The sequence below is a fragment of the Gordonibacter massiliensis (ex Traore et al. 2017) genome, assembly GCF_019731765.1.
In the GTDB taxonomy this organism is placed as follows: Bacteria; Actinomycetota; Coriobacteriia; order Coriobacteriales; family Eggerthellaceae; genus Gordonibacter; species Gordonibacter massiliensis.
This window is the reverse complement of the sequence record NZ_JAASIO010000007.1, coordinates 68,214-88,587: the sequence shown is the minus strand read 5'-3', so window position 1 is coordinate 88,587 and position 20,374 is coordinate 68,214. Positions and strand designations below refer to the sequence as shown.

19 protein-coding genes are annotated in these 20,374 nt (G+C 64.6%); 8 read left to right on the top strand and 11 right to left on the bottom strand.

Features of this window, described 5'->3' with window-relative positions:
* Positions 1–79 precede the first annotated feature (79 nt).
* The 3 genes from HCH03_RS09340 (at position 80) to HCH03_RS09330 (ending at position 4,466) form a co-directional block, all read left to right on the top strand.
* Entirely contained in the window at positions 80–1,609 is a 1,530-nt protein-coding gene (locus tag HCH03_RS09340) for a vWA domain-containing protein (protein WP_221689277.1), read from the top strand.
* 142 nt (positions 1,610–1,751) lie between these two features.
* Positions 1,752–3,308, top strand: a complete 1,557-nt coding sequence (locus HCH03_RS09335) for an ATP-binding protein (protein ID WP_221689276.1) — start codon at positions 1,752–1,754, stop codon at positions 3,306–3,308.
* Between the two features lie 111 nt (positions 3,309–3,419).
* On the top strand, positions 3,420–4,466 hold the full coding sequence (locus HCH03_RS09330; protein ID WP_221689275.1) for a PDDEXK nuclease domain-containing protein: 1,047 nt from the start codon (positions 3,420–3,422) through the stop codon (positions 4,464–4,466).
* 254 nt (positions 4,467–4,720) lie between these two features.
* Here HCH03_RS09330 and HCH03_RS09325 read toward each other — a convergent pair whose 3' ends face one another.
* Positions 4,721–5,491: a MerR family transcriptional regulator gene (locus HCH03_RS09325; RefSeq protein WP_221689274.1), complete on the bottom strand. Its 771-nt coding sequence runs from the start codon at positions 5,489–5,491 to the stop codon at positions 4,721–4,723.
* Between the two features lie 193 nt (positions 5,492–5,684).
* Between HCH03_RS09325 and HCH03_RS09320 the strand changes: the two genes are divergently transcribed.
* From HCH03_RS09320 to HCH03_RS09305, 4 genes are all read left to right on the top strand, one after another.
* Positions 5,685–6,002, top strand: coding sequence for a type II toxin-antitoxin system Phd/YefM family antitoxin (locus tag HCH03_RS09320; RefSeq protein WP_185904678.1), 318 nt, complete (start codon positions 5,685–5,687; stop codon positions 6,000–6,002).
* A 2-nt stretch (positions 6,003–6,004) separates the two neighbouring features.
* Positions 6,005–6,325 carry a type II toxin-antitoxin system RelE/ParE family toxin gene (locus HCH03_RS09315; RefSeq protein WP_221689273.1) on the top strand — a complete coding sequence of 107 codons (321 nt, stop codon included), beginning with the start codon at positions 6,005–6,007 and terminating at the stop codon, positions 6,323–6,325.
* A 325-nt stretch (positions 6,326–6,650) separates the two neighbouring features.
* Positions 6,651–7,607, top strand: a complete 957-nt coding sequence (gene hdcA, locus HCH03_RS09310) for a histidine decarboxylase, pyruvoyl type (RefSeq protein WP_221689272.1) — start codon at positions 6,651–6,653, stop codon at positions 7,605–7,607.
* Positions 7,608–7,726: 119 nt separating this feature from the next.
* Positions 7,727–9,232 (top strand): basic amino acid/polyamine antiporter, encoded by a 1,506-nt coding sequence (locus HCH03_RS09305; RefSeq protein ID WP_080144654.1) that lies wholly within the window; start codon positions 7,727–7,729, stop codon positions 9,230–9,232.
* A 201-nt stretch (positions 9,233–9,433) separates the two neighbouring features.
* Here HCH03_RS09305 and HCH03_RS09300 read toward each other — a convergent pair whose 3' ends face one another.
* The 10 genes from HCH03_RS09300 to bilS form a co-directional block, all read right to left on the bottom strand.
* A complete protein-coding gene (locus HCH03_RS09300) occupies positions 9,434–10,735 on the bottom strand; it encodes a radical SAM protein (protein WP_221689271.1) in 1,302 nt (433 codons plus the stop codon).
* A gap of 26 nt (positions 10,736–10,761) precedes the next feature.
* Positions 10,762–11,532 (bottom strand): TorD/DmsD family molecular chaperone, encoded by a 771-nt coding sequence (locus tag HCH03_RS09295; RefSeq protein ID WP_221689270.1) that lies wholly within the window; start codon positions 11,530–11,532, stop codon positions 10,762–10,764.
* Between the two features lie 276 nt (positions 11,533–11,808).
* The gene (locus HCH03_RS09290) at positions 11,809–12,387 is read right to left on the bottom strand and encodes a 4Fe-4S dicluster domain-containing protein (protein WP_185904674.1); all 579 of its coding nucleotides are present in this window, start codon (positions 12,385–12,387) and stop codon (positions 11,809–11,811) included.
* Positions 12,388–12,400: 13 nt separating this feature from the next.
* Positions 12,401–15,028: a molybdopterin-dependent oxidoreductase gene (locus tag HCH03_RS09285; RefSeq protein WP_368042439.1), complete on the bottom strand. Its 2,628-nt coding sequence runs from the start codon at positions 15,026–15,028 to the stop codon at positions 12,401–12,403.
* A 22-nt stretch (positions 15,029–15,050) separates the two neighbouring features.
* Positions 15,051–15,824 (bottom strand): DmsC/YnfH family molybdoenzyme membrane anchor subunit, encoded by a 774-nt coding sequence (locus tag HCH03_RS09280; protein ID WP_221689269.1) that lies wholly within the window; start codon positions 15,822–15,824, stop codon positions 15,051–15,053.
* 380 nt (positions 15,825–16,204) lie between these two features.
* Positions 16,205–17,173, bottom strand: a complete 969-nt coding sequence (locus HCH03_RS09275; RefSeq protein WP_246599909.1) for an SPFH domain-containing protein — start codon at positions 17,171–17,173, stop codon at positions 16,205–16,207.
* Positions 17,160–17,564: a GntR family transcriptional regulator gene (locus HCH03_RS09270; protein WP_080144649.1), complete on the bottom strand. Its 405-nt coding sequence runs from the start codon at positions 17,562–17,564 to the stop codon at positions 17,160–17,162. The genes HCH03_RS09275 and HCH03_RS09270 overlap by 14 nt, the downstream gene beginning before the upstream one ends.
* Before the next feature lie 17 nt (positions 17,565–17,581).
* A complete protein-coding gene (gene nrfD, locus HCH03_RS09265; RefSeq protein WP_221689268.1) occupies positions 17,582–18,508 on the bottom strand; it encodes an NrfD/PsrC family molybdoenzyme membrane anchor subunit in 927 nt (308 codons plus the stop codon).
* Between the two features lie 284 nt (positions 18,509–18,792).
* On the bottom strand, positions 18,793–19,053 hold the full coding sequence (locus tag HCH03_RS09260; protein WP_221689267.1) for a TfoX/Sxy family protein: 261 nt from the start codon (positions 19,051–19,053) through the stop codon (positions 18,793–18,795).
* A gap of 61 nt (positions 19,054–19,114) precedes the next feature.
* A complete protein-coding gene (gene bilS, locus HCH03_RS09255; RefSeq protein ID WP_221689266.1) occupies positions 19,115–19,636 on the bottom strand; it encodes a flavodoxin family protein BilS in 522 nt (173 codons plus the stop codon).
* A 185-nt stretch (positions 19,637–19,821) separates the two neighbouring features.
* Here bilS and dtd point away from each other — a divergent pair, with 185 nt between their 5' ends.
* Positions 19,822–20,268: a D-aminoacyl-tRNA deacylase gene (dtd, locus tag HCH03_RS09250; RefSeq protein WP_221689265.1), complete on the top strand. Its 447-nt coding sequence runs from the start codon at positions 19,822–19,824 to the stop codon at positions 20,266–20,268.
* The last annotated feature ends 106 nt before the right edge of the window (positions 20,269–20,374 follow it).

The window sequence follows — 20,374 nt, the reverse complement described above, 5'->3', positions numbered from 1 at the left end:
ATCTGTTTACCACCCGCTGCCCCCATGCTACACTGCGGACGGAGGCAAAGGCAAGCGTCAACGTTTCGAAGGAGCGACCATGACCGCCGAAGCCGTCGAACCGCTTGCCCGGCAAGCGCTCGACCTTGCGAAGAACGCGCTGCTCGTGAACCTGCGGTTCATGAACGCCGCCTTCGCGCGCCTCGCCCCCTTGCCCGTGCCCGGCTCCACCCTGGCCACCGACGGCGCGCACCTGCGCTACGACCCTGCGTCCCTCGCGCGCTCCTACGCCGCCGAGCCCGCCTCGCTTTCGCGAGCCTATCTGCACGTCGTGCTGCACAACGTGTTCCTGCATCCCTTCGCCGGCGACGGCGTCGACGCCGCCCGCTGGGACGCGGCCTGCGACATCGCGGTGGAACGGACCATCGCCGAGCTCGACCTGCCCGCCACCCGCACCGTCCGAGGAGCGCGCCAGCAAGCCGCCCTCGCGCGCATCGATGCCGCGCTGCCCGTGGTGACGGCCGAGACCGTCTACCGCCACCTGGCCGACGAGGGCCTCTCCGCCGAGGAGCTCGAAGACCTCCGCGCGCCGTTCCTCGTCGACGATCACGAGCCCTGGCACCGCCCCCGCGTCGCCGAAGGCGGTGCCGCCGCGAACGAGGACGGCGGCCGCGCCGAAGAGCAGGAAGGCGACGCGGCCGCGCCTTCTGCCGGCCCGGCCGAGAACGGAACCGAAGCCGACCTACCGCCCGACGCGGCCGCCGCCAAGCGCAGCCACGCATCGCAGCGCGGCATGGACCCCTCCGACATCGTGCAGAAGCAGGCGCCCGAGAACGCGGCGCGCGCCGCAGGCGAGCGCTTCGCCGACACCGTGAACCTCGACCGTTCCCGCGAGCAGTGGAAGAACGCCGCGCTGGAGATGGGCGTGCAGTTGGACGCGTACGCGAAGCTCTGGGGCGTGAACGGCGCGAACCTGGCCATGAACCTGCGCGCCGTGACGCGCGAGAAGCAGGACTACCGGGAGTTCCTGCGCAAGTTCGCCCGCATGGGAGAGCAGATACGCGTGAACGACGACGAGTTCGACTACGTGTACTACTGCTACGGCCTGAGCACGTACGGCAACCTGCCGCTCGTCGAGCCGCTGGAGTACGTGGAGGAGAAGCGCATCCGGGACTTCGTCATCGCCATCGACACCTCGGCCTCCACGAAGGACGGCCTCGTGCGCCGCTTCATCGAGAAAACCTACGCCATCCTCGAAGCCGAGACGAGTTTCTTCGCCGACATGAACGTGCTCGTGGTGCAGTGCGACGCCGCCATCGCGGACGTCGCGCGCATCGGATCGCCGGCCGACCTCGAAGCCTACCTCGACGATCTGGAGATCAAGGGGCTGGGCGGCACCGACTTCCGCCCCGTGTTCGCCTACGTGGACGCCGCGATGGAACGCGGCGACCTGACGAACCTGGGCGGCCTCATCTACTTCACCGACGGGCAGGGCACTTACCCCGCCCGCAAGCCCGACTACGACGCGGCGTTCGTGTTCGTGGACGATGCCACCGCCGCCGCGAGCCCGCCCGTCCCCACCTGGGCCATGAAAGTGGTCCTGGACGAAACCGTCATTCTGGAAGAATAGCCGATGCGGGAGACCCCGTAGGGCAAGGGCTCTGCCCTTGCCGGTCAACCCGCGAAGGTTTTTCCGAGCGGGCGGCAAGGGCTATGCCCTTGCCCTACGAAACCGCACGTCGAGCAACCGATCGCCCGCGAGAAGAGGAACCATGGACATCCAGCAAGCGAAGCAGCAAATCAAGAACGCCATGCTCGCGTACTTCGCGAAGGACGAGTTCGGCAACTACCGCCTGCCCACCGAGCGGCAGCGCCCGGTGTTCCTGCTGGGCGCGCCCGGCATCGGCAAGACGGCCATCATGGAGCAGATCGCGCAGGAGCTGGACGTGGGATTCGTGTCGTACTCCATGACGCACCACACGCGGCAGAGCGCGCTCGGCCTGCCGTTCATCGCGAAGAAGACCTACGGCGACGTGGAGTACGACGTGTCCGAGTACACCATGAGCGAGATCATCGCCGCCGTGTACGACGCGATGGAGGCCACGGGGCATCCCGAGGGTATCCTGTTCCTCGACGAGATCAACTGCGTGTCGGAAACGCTCACGCCGGCCATGCTCCAGTTCCTGCAGTACAAGGTGTTCGGGCGCCACCGCGTGCCGGACGGCTGGATCGTGGTCACGGCCGGCAACCCGCCCGAGTACAACCGCACGGCGCACGACTTCGACATCGCCACCTGGGACCGCCTCAAGCGCATCGACGTCGAGCCCGACTTCGCGGCCTGGCGCGCCTTTGCCGTGGAAACCGGCGTGCACCCGGCCGTGCTCACGTACCTGGACATCGAGCGCGACCACTTCTACCGCGTGGAGACCACGGTGGACGGCAAGTCGTTCGTCACCGCGCGCGGCTGGGACGATCTCTCGGCCATGGTGAAGTTGTACGAGGAGCAGGGCATCCCCGTCGACGAGCTGCTGGTGGGCCAGTACGTGCAGAACGCGGAGATCGCGAAGCGCTTCAGCGTGTACTACGACCTGTTCTCGAAGTACCGCGCCGACTACCAGATCGACCGCATCCTGGCAGGCGAGGCCGACGAGGGCATCGTCGAACGCGCCCGCGCGGCCGCGTTCGACGAACGGGTGTCGCTCATGGGGCTCGTCACCGACGCGTTGGGCGGGCGCGTGCGCGACGCGGTGCTGGAGGAGAGGGCCGTCGCGTTCGCCCACGCCAGGCTCGCGACGATGAGGGATGTCATCCTGAGCGGAGCGAACGGAGTGAGCGCAGTCGAAGGATCCCCTGCGGCGACAGCCATCGACGCCGCCGACGCGCTGCCGCTCGTGCGCAAGGAAACGGCCGCCCTGCAGCGCCGTTTGGACGCCGAGCGCGCAAGCGGCCTGCTCTCGGACGAGAAGTACCTAGCCTACGAGCGCACGCTCGCGCTGCTCGACCGCGCGCAGCGGGTCGATGCGACAGGAAGCGTTTCGTTCTCGCAGGTCAAAAACCTGTTCGGCGAGATGGTCGACGCGCTCGACGCGCGCATCGCGGACGCGTCGGCGGCGCTCGACCACGCTTTCCGCTTCGTGGAGGACGCGTTCGGCGAGGGCCAAGAGATGCTGCTGCTGGTGACCGACCTGTCGGCCAACGGCTACGGCATGGCCTTCATCAACGACCACGGCTGCGAGCGTTACTTCGCCCACAACGAGGCCCTCCTGTTCAACGAGCGAGGCTCCGACCTGGCCGATCGCATCAACCAACTGGACCTGAGCGAGGAATAGGCTTGAAAAACGAACTTTTGTTCTGTATAATGAAGGGCACTGTATCCGCTGGTTGGGTGCTACCCTAACTTTCTCGCAAAGGACAGCCGCCTTCTCGAAAGGAGGCTGTTCATGGAACAGCTCTACGACCCTTCTCCGGACGAAGCCGTTTACCTATCGGTTCGCACAACGCTCGAAACCGCGCGCGCAAAGGCGGCTGCGGCGGTGAACGACGCCATGGTTGCCGCGTACTGGGAGATCGGCCGACAGATAACCGAGGCGCAAGGCGACCGCGCCGAGTACGGCAAGCACCTGATGGAGTACCTGTCCGAGCGGCTGACGGCCGAGTTCGGCAAGGGGTTCGACAAGAGGAACCTTCATTATATGAAGCAGTTTTACCAAGCCTTTCCAATTGTGAACACGCTGTGTTCACAATTGAGCTGGTCGCATTATCGCCTGCTCATGCGTGTAGAAGGCCGGGAGCGCCGCGACTTCTACGTCCGCTCTGCCGTCGAAGAACGTTGGACGGTGCGACAGCTCGATAGGCAGATCCACTCGTTCTATTACGAGCGGCTTTTGGCCACCCGGGCAAAGGGGAAAGACAAGGTTCGGCAAGAAGTTCAGCAGCTCGAACCGCCAACAAAGGCAGACGGCATCCTCAAAGACCCTTACGTGCTGGACTTCCTCGATCTGAACGGCAACGCGGACTACCTGGAAACGGACTTGGAACAAGCCCTCATGGACAAGCTCCAGCAATTCCTGTTGGAGCTTGGCAAAGGGTTTTCGTTCGTCGCGCGCCAGCAGCGAATCGACGCCGACGGCGACCATTATTACATCGATCTCGTGTTCTACCACTACATCCTCAAATGCTTCGTGCTCATCGACTTGAAAACCGGAAAGCTCGCGCCGCAAGATATCGGGCAAATGGACTTCTGCGTCCGCCTGTTCGATGCACAATGCACCCGGCCCGACGACAACCCCACTATCGGCATCGTCCTCTGCGCGAACCGCAACGAAGCAGTGGCCAAATATTCCGTGCTTGCCGACAAGAAGGGGATATTCGCCTCGCAATACGTGCTCTGCCTGCCAACCGAGGAGGAACTGTCGCAAGCCCTCGAAACAACCTGCCTGCTTGCAAGCGAAGAAGCAGATTGGTCGAAAACCAGCGAGAATGGATAAGCGAGCTATCGGCAAGGACGCATCGCAGCGGCATCATCGCCGGGCCGCACCCTTGATTCGGCACACGTCGTGTGCCGAATCGAGCTGCTCGACCAAAACCGGACGCACTCGCTGTCCATCCGACGTCGTTTCCAATTGCGCACACAGTGTGTGCGCAATTGGACTGGCCGCGCACGCCTGGTCGCAAGCGAATTCGCAACGCCAGCCTCCCGCAGTTCGCCCCGTCGCTCGTGAAGCGACGAGGCAACAGCTCCCTACGCGCAGTACGCTTTGACGGCGTCGCGGAGAAACTCAGCGGCGCCGGGCGCCCAGGCTTCGTAGTAAGCCTTGAAGCGCTCGTCGGCCACGTACATCTCGGCCATGCCTGCATGCGCCTGCTTCGAGTACGTGCCGTCCTTCCAGAACGCGCACAGCCACTGGCGATGCAGGTCGGCAGCGCGCTGGGCGTCCACGCCCGCCGGGTCGCCGACGGCCATGCCGGCCAGCAAAGCCTCTTTGATCTGCGACTCCAGCTCCTGGGTGCGCCGGTACTCCTTCTCGCTCATGCCCATCATCTTCGCGTTGCTGGCGTCGACGGCCTCGTCGCCCCAGCGCTCGCGCACCTCCTTCCCATAGCGTTGCTCGTTCTCATCCACGAGGCCCTGCTTGAACGCCTCGAACTTCTCTTCATCTTTCATCGGTTCGCTTCCTTCCATGCTGGCGAGCGTCTTCTCCACGCTCGCGATCAATCCATCCAAACGCTCCCGGCGGGAGCGCAGTTCGCGCAGGTGGCCGGCCAGCGCGTCACGCGCGTCGAACGACGGGTCGTCGAGCAGCCGTTTGATGTCGGCCAAAGCCAGGTCGGCCTCGCGATACAGCAGCACTTGCTGCAAGCGGTCGACCTCCTCCGGCCCGTACAGCCGGTATCCGTTCTCCGCTCGCTGCGCCCGCACCAGCCCCAGCTCATCGTAATGGTGCAGCGCGCGCACCGTGCATCCCGACAGCTCGGCCATCTCATGCACCGTGTAGGTTCTTCCATCGGTCATCCTGCGTTCCTTTCGCCTTGCGCACGGACGGAGCCGCTCCCGGGTTTCAGCGCTCGCCCCGTCGTGCAAGACACAGCATACGCCCTCACGCAGCGTGAGGGTCAAGGCCGAAACGCAACGTTTTTCACTGCTTAGCATTACTTTATTATGTATGTTATTATATACTGAATAACATACATTGAAAGGAATCGCCATGCCAGCACTCGCCGCGCCGCTTCCCATCATCAGGCCCATCACCGACCTGCGCACGCAGCTCAACGACGTGTGCACGCAAGCGAGCGAAGCGCAGGAGCCCATCGTGCTCACCAAGAACGGCGTGGCCTCGTTCGTCCTCATGGACAGCAACGCGTACGAAACGGCGGAACGGCGCAACCGCATCTATCTTGCGCTGCGCGAGGCGGAGATCGAAGAGCAGTACCGCCCCACCCCCCTTACTGCCGAGGAATCCGACGCGAACATGCGCGAGATATTCGCGCTCTGGGGGCTTGACTACGCGCCGAACGGAAACTGACCATGCTCGATCTCGCATGGAGGCCGCGCGCCCACCTCGACAGAGAGTCGATCACCATCTACCTGGGCCTCGAATGCAAGAACCCCCAGGCAGCCCTTGCGGCGATCACGCGCATCGACGCCGCCATCGACCACGTGCGCGCCTTTCCCGACGCCGGAGGCCGCTTCGCCATGGAGGGGTTCCGCCTCAAAGAGTACCGCACGGTGCTGGCGAGCCCCTATACCGTCTACTATCGCTTCGACGATTCGACGCTCACGGTGTACCGCATCCTCCACCAGCGCCGAGACATCGACACGTACGCCCTCGTCGACCTCCCCGAATAACACGCGGGGCACCGCAGCCCCATAAAGCTCCCCTTCCCCTTCTTCGTCCGGCGCTTCGCACGACGCGTCTCGGCGCCCGCCCCCATCCGTGCGGCATCGTTGACACAACTTTCCTCCCTTCGCCTCAATCGTTATGGTGCTGATACCATTACCCCGCGCGAGCGGCCGTCGCGCGCGAAAAATCAACGTCCTCCTTTCACGCCAATGTCTTCCGGGTTTCGGAGAAAACACGGCTCGCCGTCGAAACCCCCTTGCGAAACCCATCATGAGCGGAGCGCCCTACAATCACCGCTGAACACCGTTCCCATCGAAAGGAGAGTCCTCAATGAAGAACATCGAGGAACGCAGGAACCGCACCATCGCCCGAGAGGCCGACTACCACGCCAGCATGCGCGCACCGCACATCGACAAGACCGCCATCAGCCCTTATGACGATTACAGCGACGGCTACGGCATGCCCGGCGCCTACGGAAACGGCTACGTGTCGGTGCTGAAGGTTTCGGCCGGCACGGTAGAGAAGACCAGCGACGGCCTCATCGACCGCATCGTCACCTACGACAAGGCCGAGACGGCCGATGCCTACATCGGCCAGATTAACATGCTCACGGCCTCGTCGTTCTGCGGCATGGCCGGCCAGGTGTGGGGTTACGACCTGGCCCGTCACGACGACATCACGTCGGGCAAGAGCAAGCCGCTGTTCACCGAGAAGCAGTTCGACGGCAGCAAGCTCAAGGTGTTCGACGTCGCTCCTTTGCTGGACGCCGGCATCGAGCTGTTCGGCACGGCGAACAACCGCCGCTACCACCCCATCCCCGGCGCGCACACCATCTGCGCGAACAAGGGCGTCACGGCCTACCGCCCGAAGAAGGACCGCGCGCTGAAGGACGGCGAGGGTTACGGCGTGTGGTCGTTCATCGCCATCTCGCTGTCCGCCGACCGCGATTTCGCGGCCGACCTGTTCATCGAGGACGCCGGCATTTGGACGAAGAACGACAACGAGAAGGACATGGTGGCCTTCTTGGAGCAGCACCGCAAGGAGATCGTCTGGTCCGTCGTGGAGTGCGGCCGCGATTCCAACGTGCTGTTCGATCGCACCTACGTGGGCTTCGCGCATCGCATGATGAAGCCGGGCGAGATCGGCAACGCCATCACGGTGGGCCCTTACATCACGCTCGCACGCAACGCCGTGCCCGTGACCGGCTTCAACTCCCTCAACGACATGAACCTGTCCGACTGGCTGAAGGAAATGGACTTCAAGTCGCTGACGAAGCTCTCCAAGTAGCGGTGACGGGGAGCGTCCTCCCCGCATGAGCGCGTCGACCGAACGGCCGAGCGCGCGACCATCGGCAAACGCGCGTCCGCCCTTCGCGGACGCGCTCTCATTCGACAAGGACTGGAATCATGGCAGACAAAACCACATCCAGCTCCAGCGGCGCGCCGGCGAAGGCCCAGGACAGCACCAAAAAGGTTGGCCTGATAGGCCTCGTGGGCATCGTCATCAGCGCCATGATCGGCGGAGGCATCTACAGCCTTCCCCAGAACATGGCGCAGGACGCCTCCGCAGGAGCCATCATCATCGCCTGGGTGGTGACGGGCATCGGCATCTGGTTCATCGCGAACACGTTCCGCATCCTCTCGGCCGCCCGCCCGGAGCTCACGAACGGCCTGTACACCTACGCCGAGAAGGGCTTCGGCAAGCTCATCGGCTTCTTCGTGGCCTACGGCTACTGGATCTGCAACTGCTTCGCCCTCGTGGCGTACTCGGTGCTGGTCATGGCCACGCTCAACTACTTCGTGCCTGACTTCACGGGCGGAAACAACATCCCGTCCATCATCGGCGGGTCCATCATCACGTGGGTCATGTACCTGCTGGCCCTGCAGGGCGCGAAGCAGACCAGCTTCCTGAACATCATCGGCACCATCGGCAAGCTGCTGCCGGTGGCCATCTTCATCCTGGCCGTGGCCACCGTGTTCAAGCTTTCGGTGTTCATGGAGGGCTTCTGGGGCATGCACGGCACCATCGACCTCAGTTTCACCTGGGACAACGTCATGCCGCAGGTGCAGGCCACGATGCTCGTCACGCTGTGGCTGTTCCTCGGCATCGAGGGCGCCGTGGTGGTGTCGGGCAAGGCGAAGTCGCAAGCCGCCGTGCGCAAGGCCACGACCATCGGCTTCTTGGTCACGCTGGCGCTCTACATCATCGTGTCGCTGCTGCCCTTGGGCGTGTACTCCCAGGCCGACATCGGCAACATGGCCAACCCCTCCATGGCCGCCATCATGCTGGACAAGTTCGGCAAATGGGGCGAGATCATGGTGAACGCCGGCGTCATCATCTCGGTCTTGAGCTCCTGGCTCGTGTGGATGCTCATGCTGGGCGAGATGCCGCTGGCCGCCTCGAAGAGCGGCATCTTCCCCAAGGCGTTCACGAAGGAGAACAAGAAGGGCTCGCCGTCCACGTCGCTTCTGTGGACCACCATCGTGGTGCAGGTGGTGCTTATCATCTCGTTCTTCATCGGCAGCAACGCCTGGACCACCATGATCAGCATCACGAGCGTCATGGCGCTGCCGTGCTACCTGTTCTGCACGTTGTTCCTGTTCAAGATAGCCATTAAGAAAGAATATCCCCAGGGGATCTTCGCCAGCCGGAACATGGCCGTGTTCACCGGCGCGGCGGGCTCGCTCTACGGTCTGTGGCTCATCTACGCCGCCGGCTTGAACTACCTCATGGTGGCGTGCATCGTGTACGCCATCGGCCTACCGCTCTACATCGTGGGCGTGCGCCAGCACGACCCGAAGGCGAAGCTGTTCGCGAAGACCTCCGACAAGGTCATCGTGGCCGTGGTGGTGGCGCTGGGCATCGCCGGGCTCATCTACTCCATCATCACGTTCGGGCACGTGAAGATTTAGAAGCATCCCGCCTCAAGCGAGCCTGCCGGGCCGTCAAGAGCCATATCGACAATAGCATCGGGGTTTTTCGTAGGGCAAGGGCTCTGCCCTTGCCGCTCAACAGGCACGTTTCCTCGGGTCAACGGCAAGGGCAGAGCCCTTGCCCTACGGGGCGGTCAGCGAGAGCGCGCGCTCGACGGCTTTCAGCACCGCCCCTTCCCGCTAGGAAAGCTCTCGCACGGCCACTTCTCGCAGGTAGAGGTCGGGGCGGGCCGAGGCGGGCCCCGCCTGCGGCTCGCGCTCCTCCACCACGTTCACGCTTTCGCCCAGAACCACCGTCGGGCAAGCCTTCCGCAGCCCATCGACCCAGTCGCTCGGGAAGGCGATGCTCGGCACGTCCGGGTCGTAGCCGTAACCGTCCAGACCGGCCGCGTCGGCCCATGCGCGCACGAGCTCCGCATCGTGGCCGAAGGCCTTCGCGCATTTCAAGAACCGGTCGCCGTCGTCCGCGCGCATCCACGGATGCGCCTGGCGCAGGGCCGGATCGGCGAAAAACGCCATGTTCTGCTGGAATATCTGACCGGTGTTCTTGTTGTCGGAGCTGCAGTAATGGATTCCCAGCTTCAGGCCCTCGCGATGGGCGAACTCCAAAAGCTCCAAGGCCTCGGCCTCGCTCCCCGCAACGGGGACCCCTCCGCCGTACCAGTAGTTGTACAGGAACGTGAAAGGATGCTTGCGCAGCTCGAAACCGCGCTTCGCGAACTCCGCGGCGTTGTGCAAGGGGAAGCAGAACTCCAGCAGGTTGACCCCGCTGATGCCGATGGCGTCCGAACGCCGCAGCAGCTCCTTCATCTCGGCGAGCGAGCCCGGTATCACGGGCACCTCCACCACCACGTCGGGGATCACGCCCACCGCCTGCTCCATGAGCGCGTACACGCCCTCCTGCCCGTCATCGGCGTCGGGCGGCTTGATGCTGAAGCGTATCTCGGAAAGCCCGCTGTCGGCGAGCCTCCGCAGGCCCTCCCCGTCAAGCAAGTCGCCGCTCGTGTACAGGCGGGTGTGGACGCCCGGGTACAGCTGGGCGGCGCGCTCGAGGAAGGCGTTCACCTGGTCGGGGTACAGCATGGGCTCGCCGCCCGTCACGGCAAGGCAGCGGAACCGGGCCCCTGCGGCGTGCGCCTGCTCGAGCTCGGCCACGATGTCGCGCGCATGGTTGAGGAAGTACTCGTAGTGGTCTTGGTTGGGATTGAAGCAGAAGTAGCAGTTCTTCGTGCACCTGAGATCGACGAAGAACGTCGCCGTCTCCTCACCGGTGCGGCAGGCCAGGCATGCGGGCGATATCCAGTTCCGCACCAGCGAGGCGGCGCCGTTCTCGCAGCGGCACCCGCACGATTCCGCCGTGCGGGTGCGCGCTTCGCGGGGGCAGGTTTCCGCACGCTCGAACGGAACGCCGTATTCCTCGACCGCGGCCTCGAAGTCCTGCTCGGCCTCGTCGAATGCCTGCGCGTATTCCCTGAGATCCACGCTGCCCCTCCTGTTTCAACGCCCGTCTATTCCCCGGCCAGCTCCTTCTCGAGCCGGCCGACCATCTCGTCGTCCAAGCGGACGAACGCCGCCATGCCGAGCGCGAACGCGGCGTAATACCCGCGCACGTCCTGCTCGACAACCTTGTCGGCGAACAGATCGACCCAATTCAGCACATGCCGCTCGGCGAACCGACGCTGCGTTGCGAGCGTCTGGAGCACCTCGTCGTCGCAACCGTCGGCGAAAGCCTCGTACGCGCGCTGGCCCATGCAGCCGAGGTAGTCCATCATAGCAGCGATATGGTCGTCGGGGAAACGCTTCTCGGCCTGCAGCTTGAATCCGGCGGCGTGGTAGTACGCCCGCACGTCGAGCGTGCTCTCCTGGAACACCATGGACTCCTGGCCCGTGTAGGGAGACTCCCACAGATGCACATAACGGTCGCCGGGTACCTGGAACAGCTGGTCGTAGTCGGTCCGTAGGCCTTCGACGAAGCTGTCGGCCAGCGTCGGATCGGCCGCCTCGCGCCCAGCCCTCTCGATGCAGGCTATCGCCTCGTCGACGCACGCGGCCAGGCTGCGGCCGGTCGTGCCGACGGGCCGCGCCGCGAGATCGGCGTATTCGTCTTGGGAGAGCGTATCCCTCACGTACGCGAACGTGGCCAGCGTCTCTTCGCCGAACAGCGGGGAAACGACGTCGCCGCTCGGCCGACCGCCGAACACGACGTGCAGCAAGCGGTACAGGTACGCCCGACGGGCGAGCATCATCGCTATCGCGCTTTCGCGCTCGTTGTTCGACATAGCAGCTCCTGTCTTGCACATAGGTCTAGCTTTGCGGAAACATCGCGCTTCTTCTGTAGGGCAAGGGCTCTGCCCTTGCCGCTCGGCAAGAAACGTTTCCGCAGGTCGTCGGCAAGGGCAGAGCCCTTGCCCTACAAAGCCAGTGCGATCGCCAAAGGCGAGCGCGCTGGCGATTCCTATTGCAGCCTTCCGGGACGGCTACCAAAGGCGCCCGCCCCGGAAGGAAAACGCCGCGCCGCAGGAGGGAGGGGGTTTGCGGCGCGGCGGGAACGGAAGCTACCAGTTCAGCTCCCGGTATCCCTGATCGAACGCGCAATCCTTCGTCTTGATGAGGATGTTCGGATGCGTCTCGCTCGGAGAGGGCAGCACGGCGATGCTGCCGTTGTCCAAATCTCCGCCGAACTCCGCGCGCAGCTCGTCCATATCGCCGAACATGAGCGCGCGGTTGGGGCACCCTGCGACGCACGCCGGGTCGCCGCCGGCCTCGCGCAGGCCGTAGCAGCCGTCGCACTTGCCGGACACGCCCGCGTCGGGGAAGTACTTCGGCTGGCCGTACGGGCACGACATGACGCACATGCGGCACCCGATGCACTTGCTCTGATCCTGCACGACCGTTCCGTCGGGGGCCTTGTAGATGGCGCCCGTCGGACAGTTCTTCAGGCAGATGGGCTCCTCGCAATGGTTGCAGCCGAACGAATAGCTGTAACCGTCGACCTCGGGGAACGTCCCCACCGTGTAGCTATGGGCCTCGCGGTACAGCGTTCCGACCTCGAGGCGGTTCTTGTCCTTGCACGCAACCTGGCACGCACGGCAGCCGATGCAGCGCGTCACGTCAAGGTAAAATCCAACAGCCATGATTCCTCCTCCCCTAGCCAAGCTCGATGATGCGCTTGTCGGTGTCGCAGTCGTCTTCCAACGCGGCGCCCGTGTACTTCTCGAAGTTGCAGTTATTGTTGTTGTAGCTGGTCAAGCCGCCACCGGAGATGTCGTTGCCGATAAGGTAGTTGTCGGCTCCGCCGTGGTCGATACCCGTGCTCTCGTCCACGCGCACCCACGCACCGTGGGGAATGCCCACCTCTCCCGGCCGCATGTTCTCCATGCAGCAGGCCTTGCGCAGCACCTCGCCGTACTTCGTCCACACGCGCACGGTGTCGCCGTCCGTGATGCCCTTCGCCTCGGCGTCGCTCGCGTTGAGGAACACCGGGTTCGGCCACGCCTCGCGCAGCCACGGGCAGTTGTTGAACACGCTGTGGGAGCGCCTGAAGTAGTGCGGGTTGAACATCAGGTACGGGTACTCGCCCGCCTCGCCATCGATCTTCCCGTCCTTGAACGTGGTCTCGTAGCCCACGGTGGGCACGAGGTACTCGGGATAGGGCTGGTATTCCTTGTCGATCAGGCCGATGCTGTTGAACAGGTCCGCCTTGGCCTGGCAGGTTATCTCCAGCTTGCCGCTCTTGGTCTTCAGCGGGTTCGCCTCGGGGTCTTTGATGAAGTCGGCGTAGCCGATGAACGAGCTGTACGCATCGCCCAGCTTGCGCTCGACCTGGTAGCCGCCGTTGTCGACGAATTCCTTGAGCCCCACGCGGCCGGTCTGCGGCTTGCCGGTGACGTCCCATTCCTTGATGTCGGCTTCGGTGATGGTGACGAGCGGCTCGTACTTGCCGGAGCCGTCCTCCTTGATGACCGTGGCGCCGGCGATCTGGTTGAAGAACGCCTGGGTTTCGCTGATGGGGTAGACGGCGCTCGGGTCGAGCCCCAGAGCCTCCATGATCAGCGTGTTGATCTCCACGTCGGTCTTCGCCTCGTACAGCGGCTCCGTCACTTTGGAGAAGCAGTAGAGGAACTCGCGGTTCGAAGCCGCCAAGCCGCCGGGAACCTCCCATTGCGTCGTCACGGGCAGCACGATGTCGGAGTACAGGGCCTGCGTGGTGAGGAACTGCGCCTTCGCCATGACGAAGTCCATTTTGCGATGGGCCTCGATGCCGCGCTTCATGTTGGGACCGGTTTGCAGGTAGGCGTTCTCGTCGTGCACGATGCAGTGGATGTCGCACGTCTCGTCAACGCCCGCGTGCGCGCCGGACCCGCTGTACCAGTCGCCCACGTTGCGGTACTTGCCCGTGAAGCACGCCTCCCAAGCCTGGGGGCCGGGAATGACGCCTTCGATGGGGTTCTTCAGGCTCGGCAGGCCGGAGGCGCCGCCCTTCACGAGGGCCGGGCCGCCGTTGCCGGCGTTGGCGTGGTAGTTGTTGGCGGAGCAGTTGCCCGGCCTGCCGTAGTGGCCGCCCATGGCGGAGAGCGTCATGAACAGCTGGGGAACGTTCTCGGACCCGTTGCAGCGGGCGGCCGCGAAGTTGTGGAGCATCCACACGTCATGCGTCTTGCCGATCTCGCGGGCGAAGTAGGTGATCTTCTCAACCGGCACGCCGCAGATGGCGGACGCCCATTCGGCGGTTTTGGGCTCGCCGTCGTAGACGCCGTTCAGGTAGTCCAGGAAGTTGACGTCCTCGGTCAGGTCGGCCGGCTTGTGGTCGGCGTCGAAGCCCACGGTGTACTTGTCCAGGAACTCCCAGTCGACGACGTTGCCCTCGGCCTTGTCCAGGCGGATCATCTCGGAGGCAACGCCCAGCATGAACGCCGTGTCCGTGCCCGTGCGGATGGGAATCCAGTAGGCATCGAGAATCTGGGCGGACGCCGTGTAGATGGGGTCGACCGTGATGAACTTCACGCCCGCTTCCTTGGCGCGGATGTAGTGGTAGCTCGGCGTGCCGGCGGCCGACCAGGCCGGGTTCGACGCGTAGAGCACGATGGTCTCCGCGTTCAGCATGTCGGTGCGGTCGTTGCACACGCCCGCGTCGGTCCGCGGGATGCCGATGGTGTCGGCCGTGTTCAGCAAGTACGCGCCGTGCGACGTGGAGTCGGCGACGGAGGTGTGGCCGCCGTACGCCAGAAGCGGGGCGAACGCCAGGCGCGAGCCGTAGCTGCCGATGAGGAAGGCCTGGTTGCCGTACTTCTCCTTGATGGTCTTGAACTGGTCGGCGATGTAGCCGATGGCCTCGTCCCAGCTGATGCGCTCCCACTCGTCGACGCCGCGCTTCTCGCCGTTCGGATTCTCGGGCGACCAGCTCTTGCGCTTCATGGGGTACTTGAGGCGGTCGGCCCCGAAGCATTGCTGCTGCTGGGCCTTGCCGCGCACGCAGCCGCGCTGCTGCGGGTAGTCGGGCGAGTCGGCGTGCGTGTCGTCGGTCTTCTGGCGAACGACGGCGCCGTCTTTGACCATGACCTTGTTCATGCAGCGCCCGCCGCAGTTGTGCCAGCATGCGGCCGCAACCCACTCCCCGCCTTCGGCCGGGTCGGTCGGCAGCTGGTGCTTGTTGGCAACGTCGAGGCTCGACTCGGCGGAGCAGCCCGTGCTCGAAAGCAGCGCGACGCTCGCCGCAACCGCCGCAGAGGCTCCGAGAAAGCCGCGACGCGATATGTTCTTGGATTGAATGCTCACGATTAAATCCCCCTTCGCTTCCTTATGCCACCATGCAGGCCGCGTAGAACGCGTAGCGCGCGATGGCGATGCCGACAATCGATACGACGCAGACGGCAATCGCGAGCACCGTCTTGTTTTTGATCTTCGACGAAAGCGCCACGAGCACGACGGATGCGACCGGCGCGATGACGAGTCCCGCGATCTGGGTTATCGGGCTCAGCCCGACGCCGTTGAACGCGACGGCCTCCAGGCACAGGCCGATGGCCAGCGCGGCGTTCACGATGAAAGCCGACCAGCGCAGCGGCTTCTCGTCGTAGCTCGCGGAACCCAGCAGGGCGAACAAGGCCAGGCCCATCGCCAGGTCGCCGGCGAGGAACGAGATGACGGTCGCCGGGACGTTGCACCAGACGGGGCTTCCGTATATGTCGGTGTAAGCCAGGCCCATCATAACCATGCAGACCACGCCGACGACGGCCGTCACGATGCGCAGCGCGTAAGGGCTGCCTTTCTTCACCAACGTGACGATAAGGTCGACGATGGCCAGCACCAAGAAGCACCCGGCAACGGCCACTTCCTGAATCATGCCGGATCCGAAGTTGACCGTGCCGCCGAACACCGACTCGATGGCGCGCGGAATGCTGTGCACGTGCGTCGCCGCCGCGATCATTCCCACGGCGAACAGCACGACGACGACCAGGGGAACGAGCCAAGGCCGCGCGCCCTCGCGCTTGCGGCGCAAGCCGGTCTCGAACGCGTACGCGCCGGCAGCCAAGCCCCCCAGCATAGTGAACAGATACAAAGATTCAAGCCCCATGCTCAAGCCTCCACTTCCCTCACGCCCGCTTTCAGCAGGCGCCTCTCTTTGCGGCGCGCACCCGGTCGGCGCACGCCCCATCCAAGCGTTTGAAGCGAGCGCCCTCCCTTTGAGAAGAGCGCCTGCGCGAAAACCGCCCGGATGCATGTCTTGCAGGAAATCGGCCAAATCCCTCTGATGCCCATTATGAAAAATTGTCGTGCGACAATCAAGAGTGTCGCACGACAATTTTTGCTAACTTTATTCTATTTTGAGGCATATGCGACAAGAGGCGAACGCTCCCCGTAGGGCAAGGGCTCTGCCCTCGCCGTTCAACAGGCGACGTTTCCGCAGGTCGGCGGCAAGGGCAGAGCCCTTTCCCTACGGGACGATCAGCGCGGCTACTTCTTCGGAGCATCCTTGTTCGGATCCATCGTGAAGCCCTCGCTGTAGGCGCTCGGCACCACCACGGTGCCCTCGTTGTCCTGCATGCCCTCGTACACCAGGTGGATCTTGCGCAACGAGAGCGCAATCTCGTCGTGGGTGTAGGTCTCTGCGACCTCCTGCAAAATGGCGGACACGTCGCGCTCGGCCTCCATGAGCGTGATGCGCGCGTTCTTGCGGCACTCGGCCTGCGCTTCGAGCGACATGACGCCCTGCAGCTCCTTCGGGATGATGATGTCGCGAATCTCCACCGACAGCACCGTGATGCCCCAGTCGGTGACCTTCGCCTCCACCGCCTCCTGCAGCTCCTGGTCGAGCTGGTGCCGTCGCATCACCACGTTGGACACCGACGCGCGCCCGATGGCGTCGCGCAGTGCCGTCTGCGCGGTCAGCGCCACGGCGAAGCGGCAGTCCTCCACCTCCATGCAGGCTTTCTCGGGATCCCATATCATCCAGAACAGCACGGCGTCCACGTCGAGCGGCACCAAGTCGCTCGTCAGCGCCTCCTCCGCCCCGAACGGCGTGGCGGTCGTGCGCTGGTCGACGCGCAGCGTGCTGAACTCGATCAGCGGGATGCTGAAGAAGATGCCGGGGCCCGCCAGGCGGTTGAAGCGCCCCAGCCGCATGATCACCGCGCGCTCCCACTCCAAGCACACGTGCACGGACGAGAGCACCGCAAGCCCCACGCACACCGCCACGGCGATGCCGATCAGGCTGAGTCCCCCCGACACCGCGTACCACAGCGCGAGAACCGCGAGAAAGGCCGCCAGCGCCAGCACGACGGTCACCATCACGGCGCCGTTGCGCGTGGCCTTCCTGCTGGGGTCGGATCGGTAGGCGTCGGCCGCCACGCCGAACTCCATCTCGGAGCGCCGATACGAGTCCCGTTCGTCCCGTTCGGGGCGCTCTTTGCTATTTCTCTTCATGAGCCCTCTTCACCTTCCGAATGTGCTTGGACACGAGCTTGGGTATGTCGTCGTACGTCATTCCCTCTTCCAGGCAGCTTCTCACGAACTCCTCGACCAGCACGTCGACGTGGCCGTCCTCGCGATGCGACGTGCCCAGATCGTTCACGAACACGCCGCTGCCGCGCACCGTGGTCACGTAACCGTCACGTTCGAGGCCCATATACGCCTTGCTGACCGTGTTGTAGGCTATGTGCAAATCGGCGGCGTACTTGCGCACGGTGGGCAGCTTCTCTCCGGGCTTGTAGAACCCCGAGTTGATGAGGAACGCCATGCGGTCGCGCAGTTGCACCCAAAGCGGCAGATCGCTTTGATCGTTGAAAGCGAATGCCGGTATTTCCTTCGTCACCATTCTGTCTCGCCGTTTCCTCAGACTGCGGTTTGGACGCCGGCGTTCACGAGCACGAACCGCAAGCTCAGACCGCCGATTAGGATGAGCACCGCCATGGCGGCCACGACGCCGCTTCGGTGGCTGCGCCGAGCGACCAGCGCGGACGTTTCGAGGACCAGCGGCGCAAGTATACCGCAGCCTGCGAAACCGAGCCAAAACACCGCGGATTGGTCGCCGACCAGCAGCGCGTCGAACGGCCGCGCGGCACTCGCGGCGTTCACCGTCACCGCGCACGCCGCAGCCGCAACCGCTTCGAGCACGATAACGCACGCGTCCACCAGCGAAAGACCGCGGATCCACGCGAGCGCGCCCGTGTAGTTCTCGCACAGGCAGGTGCTCAGAAGAACGACCCCGCACCCGCACGAGAGCGCCGACAGCAGGAAGAGGACGGGCAGCCACGCAGACCGCCACAGGCTCACCGCAACGACGTTCTGCAACAACAGTCCCGTGTACACCATGACGACGACCGCCAACACCGCGCCAAGCGCCTTCGCGGCAAGCGAGACCTTCTCCCACACGGGTCCGAGCGTCAGCACGGACTCCGCAAGGGCCACGGCCAAGCACACCGCGAACAGCGTGAGCGCGAACGTGCCGATCGACACGAAGCTGCTCGTGGGATAGAGGAAGAGCAGGTAGAACGCCTCGGGCCGCCCCAAGTCGGCCAGCAGGCACAGCATGCCCACCACGAGCAGGGCGAAGGCGATGGCGTATCCCGTCCGCGCGATGCGTCTTTGCGTGGTCGAATGCGAGCGATTGCCTGCGTACCCGCAGGGCGTGCGGGAGATGCGCGGATTGGCCGTCGGAGAGAAGGCCGTGTAGAGGTCGACGGCAGAGAGCACCGCGAAACTCCCAGCGGCGGTGCCGCCCAGGAACAGATACCACACGATAAGCTCGCCGAACGCCACCGCTCCCCTCTCGCCGCTTCGGGTTCGCCACACAGGATAACATTTTGTCGTGCGACAATCAGCCCCATCGAAGATAACGAGCAAAATCGCCTAAGAAGCGAGAACCATCGTAGTGGTCGTTCCCACAGGGGCGGCCTGCCGGCCATCCCTCCCCTTTGTCATCCTGAGCGGAGTGCGAAGCACGGAGTCGAAGGATCTTCGGCATTGGACATCTTTCTTTGCCGAAGATCCTTCGACTCCGGCCTGCGGCCTCCGCTTCGCATGCGCTCGACGCGGCCGCCAGACTACGCGGGCTGGTTCGCGGCCATGAACGCCTTGAGCTCCTGCTTGCGTACGGGATCCAGCTCCTTCTTGGGAACGCCTTGCACGGCGCCCTCCAAGGCGTAAAGCATGTGCAGGCACACGCCGGGATCGATGGTCTGCACTTTGAGCCACGCCTGTTCGGCGCCGACGGCGAGCAGATCCTCGGCGGTCGCAATGCCCACCTCGGCGAGCTGCTCGGCGGCATGGGGACCGATATTGGGAAGGTCGATGAGTTTCGTCATGGTGTCTCCGTTCTCGTTCGGATCGTGCGGGATGGGAAACCGTCGGACGTGCGCAAGCCCGTCAGCCCAGCGGCACCGACCGCACCTTGTCGCGCAAGCGCGCAAGGTCGTCGGCGTTGGGATGGTCGGCCGCCTCGTCGAAGTTCTCAATGAGCTGCCCCATGCGCGCGGCCTGCGCCGGGTTCTGCTCGGCCGTGCGCTCGTAGCGGTCGCGCACGCTGCGCGGCATGCGGCCTTGGCACATGAACGTGCCCACCACCTCGGCCGACTCGGGCACGTGCACGGCCACGCGCGCTGCCACGCCCGCGAAGTACGTCTCGTCGGCGCCGAACCCGGCCGTGCCGAACAGGAACACCTCCCCGCCCTCGAAACCGGCCAGCACCTCCGCCATCTCGTCGGTGCAATCGCCCCGGTTCGTCCAGAAGCCCGCGTACAGGCGATCGGCCCGCGCCGCAGCGGAAGCGTCAACCTCGCCCACGCGCCCGAATGCCAGACGGCCCTCTTCCGGCAACGCCTCGGCCACCGCACGTGCAAGCTGCTCGGTGTTGCCGGTCCTGCTGTCGTATACGATGGCGTACGTCATGGACGATGCCCCTCTCGTTCTCGAATCGACGGCACCAGGGCCGTCGGCGAATCGGATGCGACGGTTATACGCCCGCCCGACAACGCTGTAAACCCCGTTATACTAAACCGAACGGCAAAACCAGCGGCACCGTAGCTCATGCGAAGGCGAGCGGTGCGGCGAGCGGCATCTCGAAGGAGGCGTCCATGCGGGCGGTCATTCAGCGCGTGAGCAGCGCACGGGTCGACATCGACGGCGAAACGGCGGGCAGCATCGGACGCGGGTTGCTCGTCTTGCTGGGCGTGGGTCACGACGACGGCGAAGAGCAGGCCGAGCGCCTGTGGAGCAAGATATCCCGGCTGCGCGTCTTCGAAGACGCCGACGGCAAGACGAACCTGTCGCTGGCCGACGTGGCGGGCGACGTGCTGGTGGTGTCCCAGTTCACGCTCTACGCCAACTGCAAGAAGGGCAACCGCCCCTCGTTCACCGAAGCCGGCGCGCCCGACGAGGCCAACCGTCTCTACGAATGGTTCGCCGACCGCGCCCGGCGCGACGTCTCCCGCGTGGAAACCGGCCGCTTCGGCGCCTACATGGACGTGTCCCTGGTGAACGACGGCCCCTTCACGCTCGTGCTCGACACCGACAACCTGTAAGCGCATCCCCCCTGTTGACCTGTAGGGGCGCTCTCCAGAGCGCCCGTTCCGGCGAAGCCGGAAAAGCAACCAAGGCTCGCGTTCTCGCGCTCCGCGCGAGCGGGCG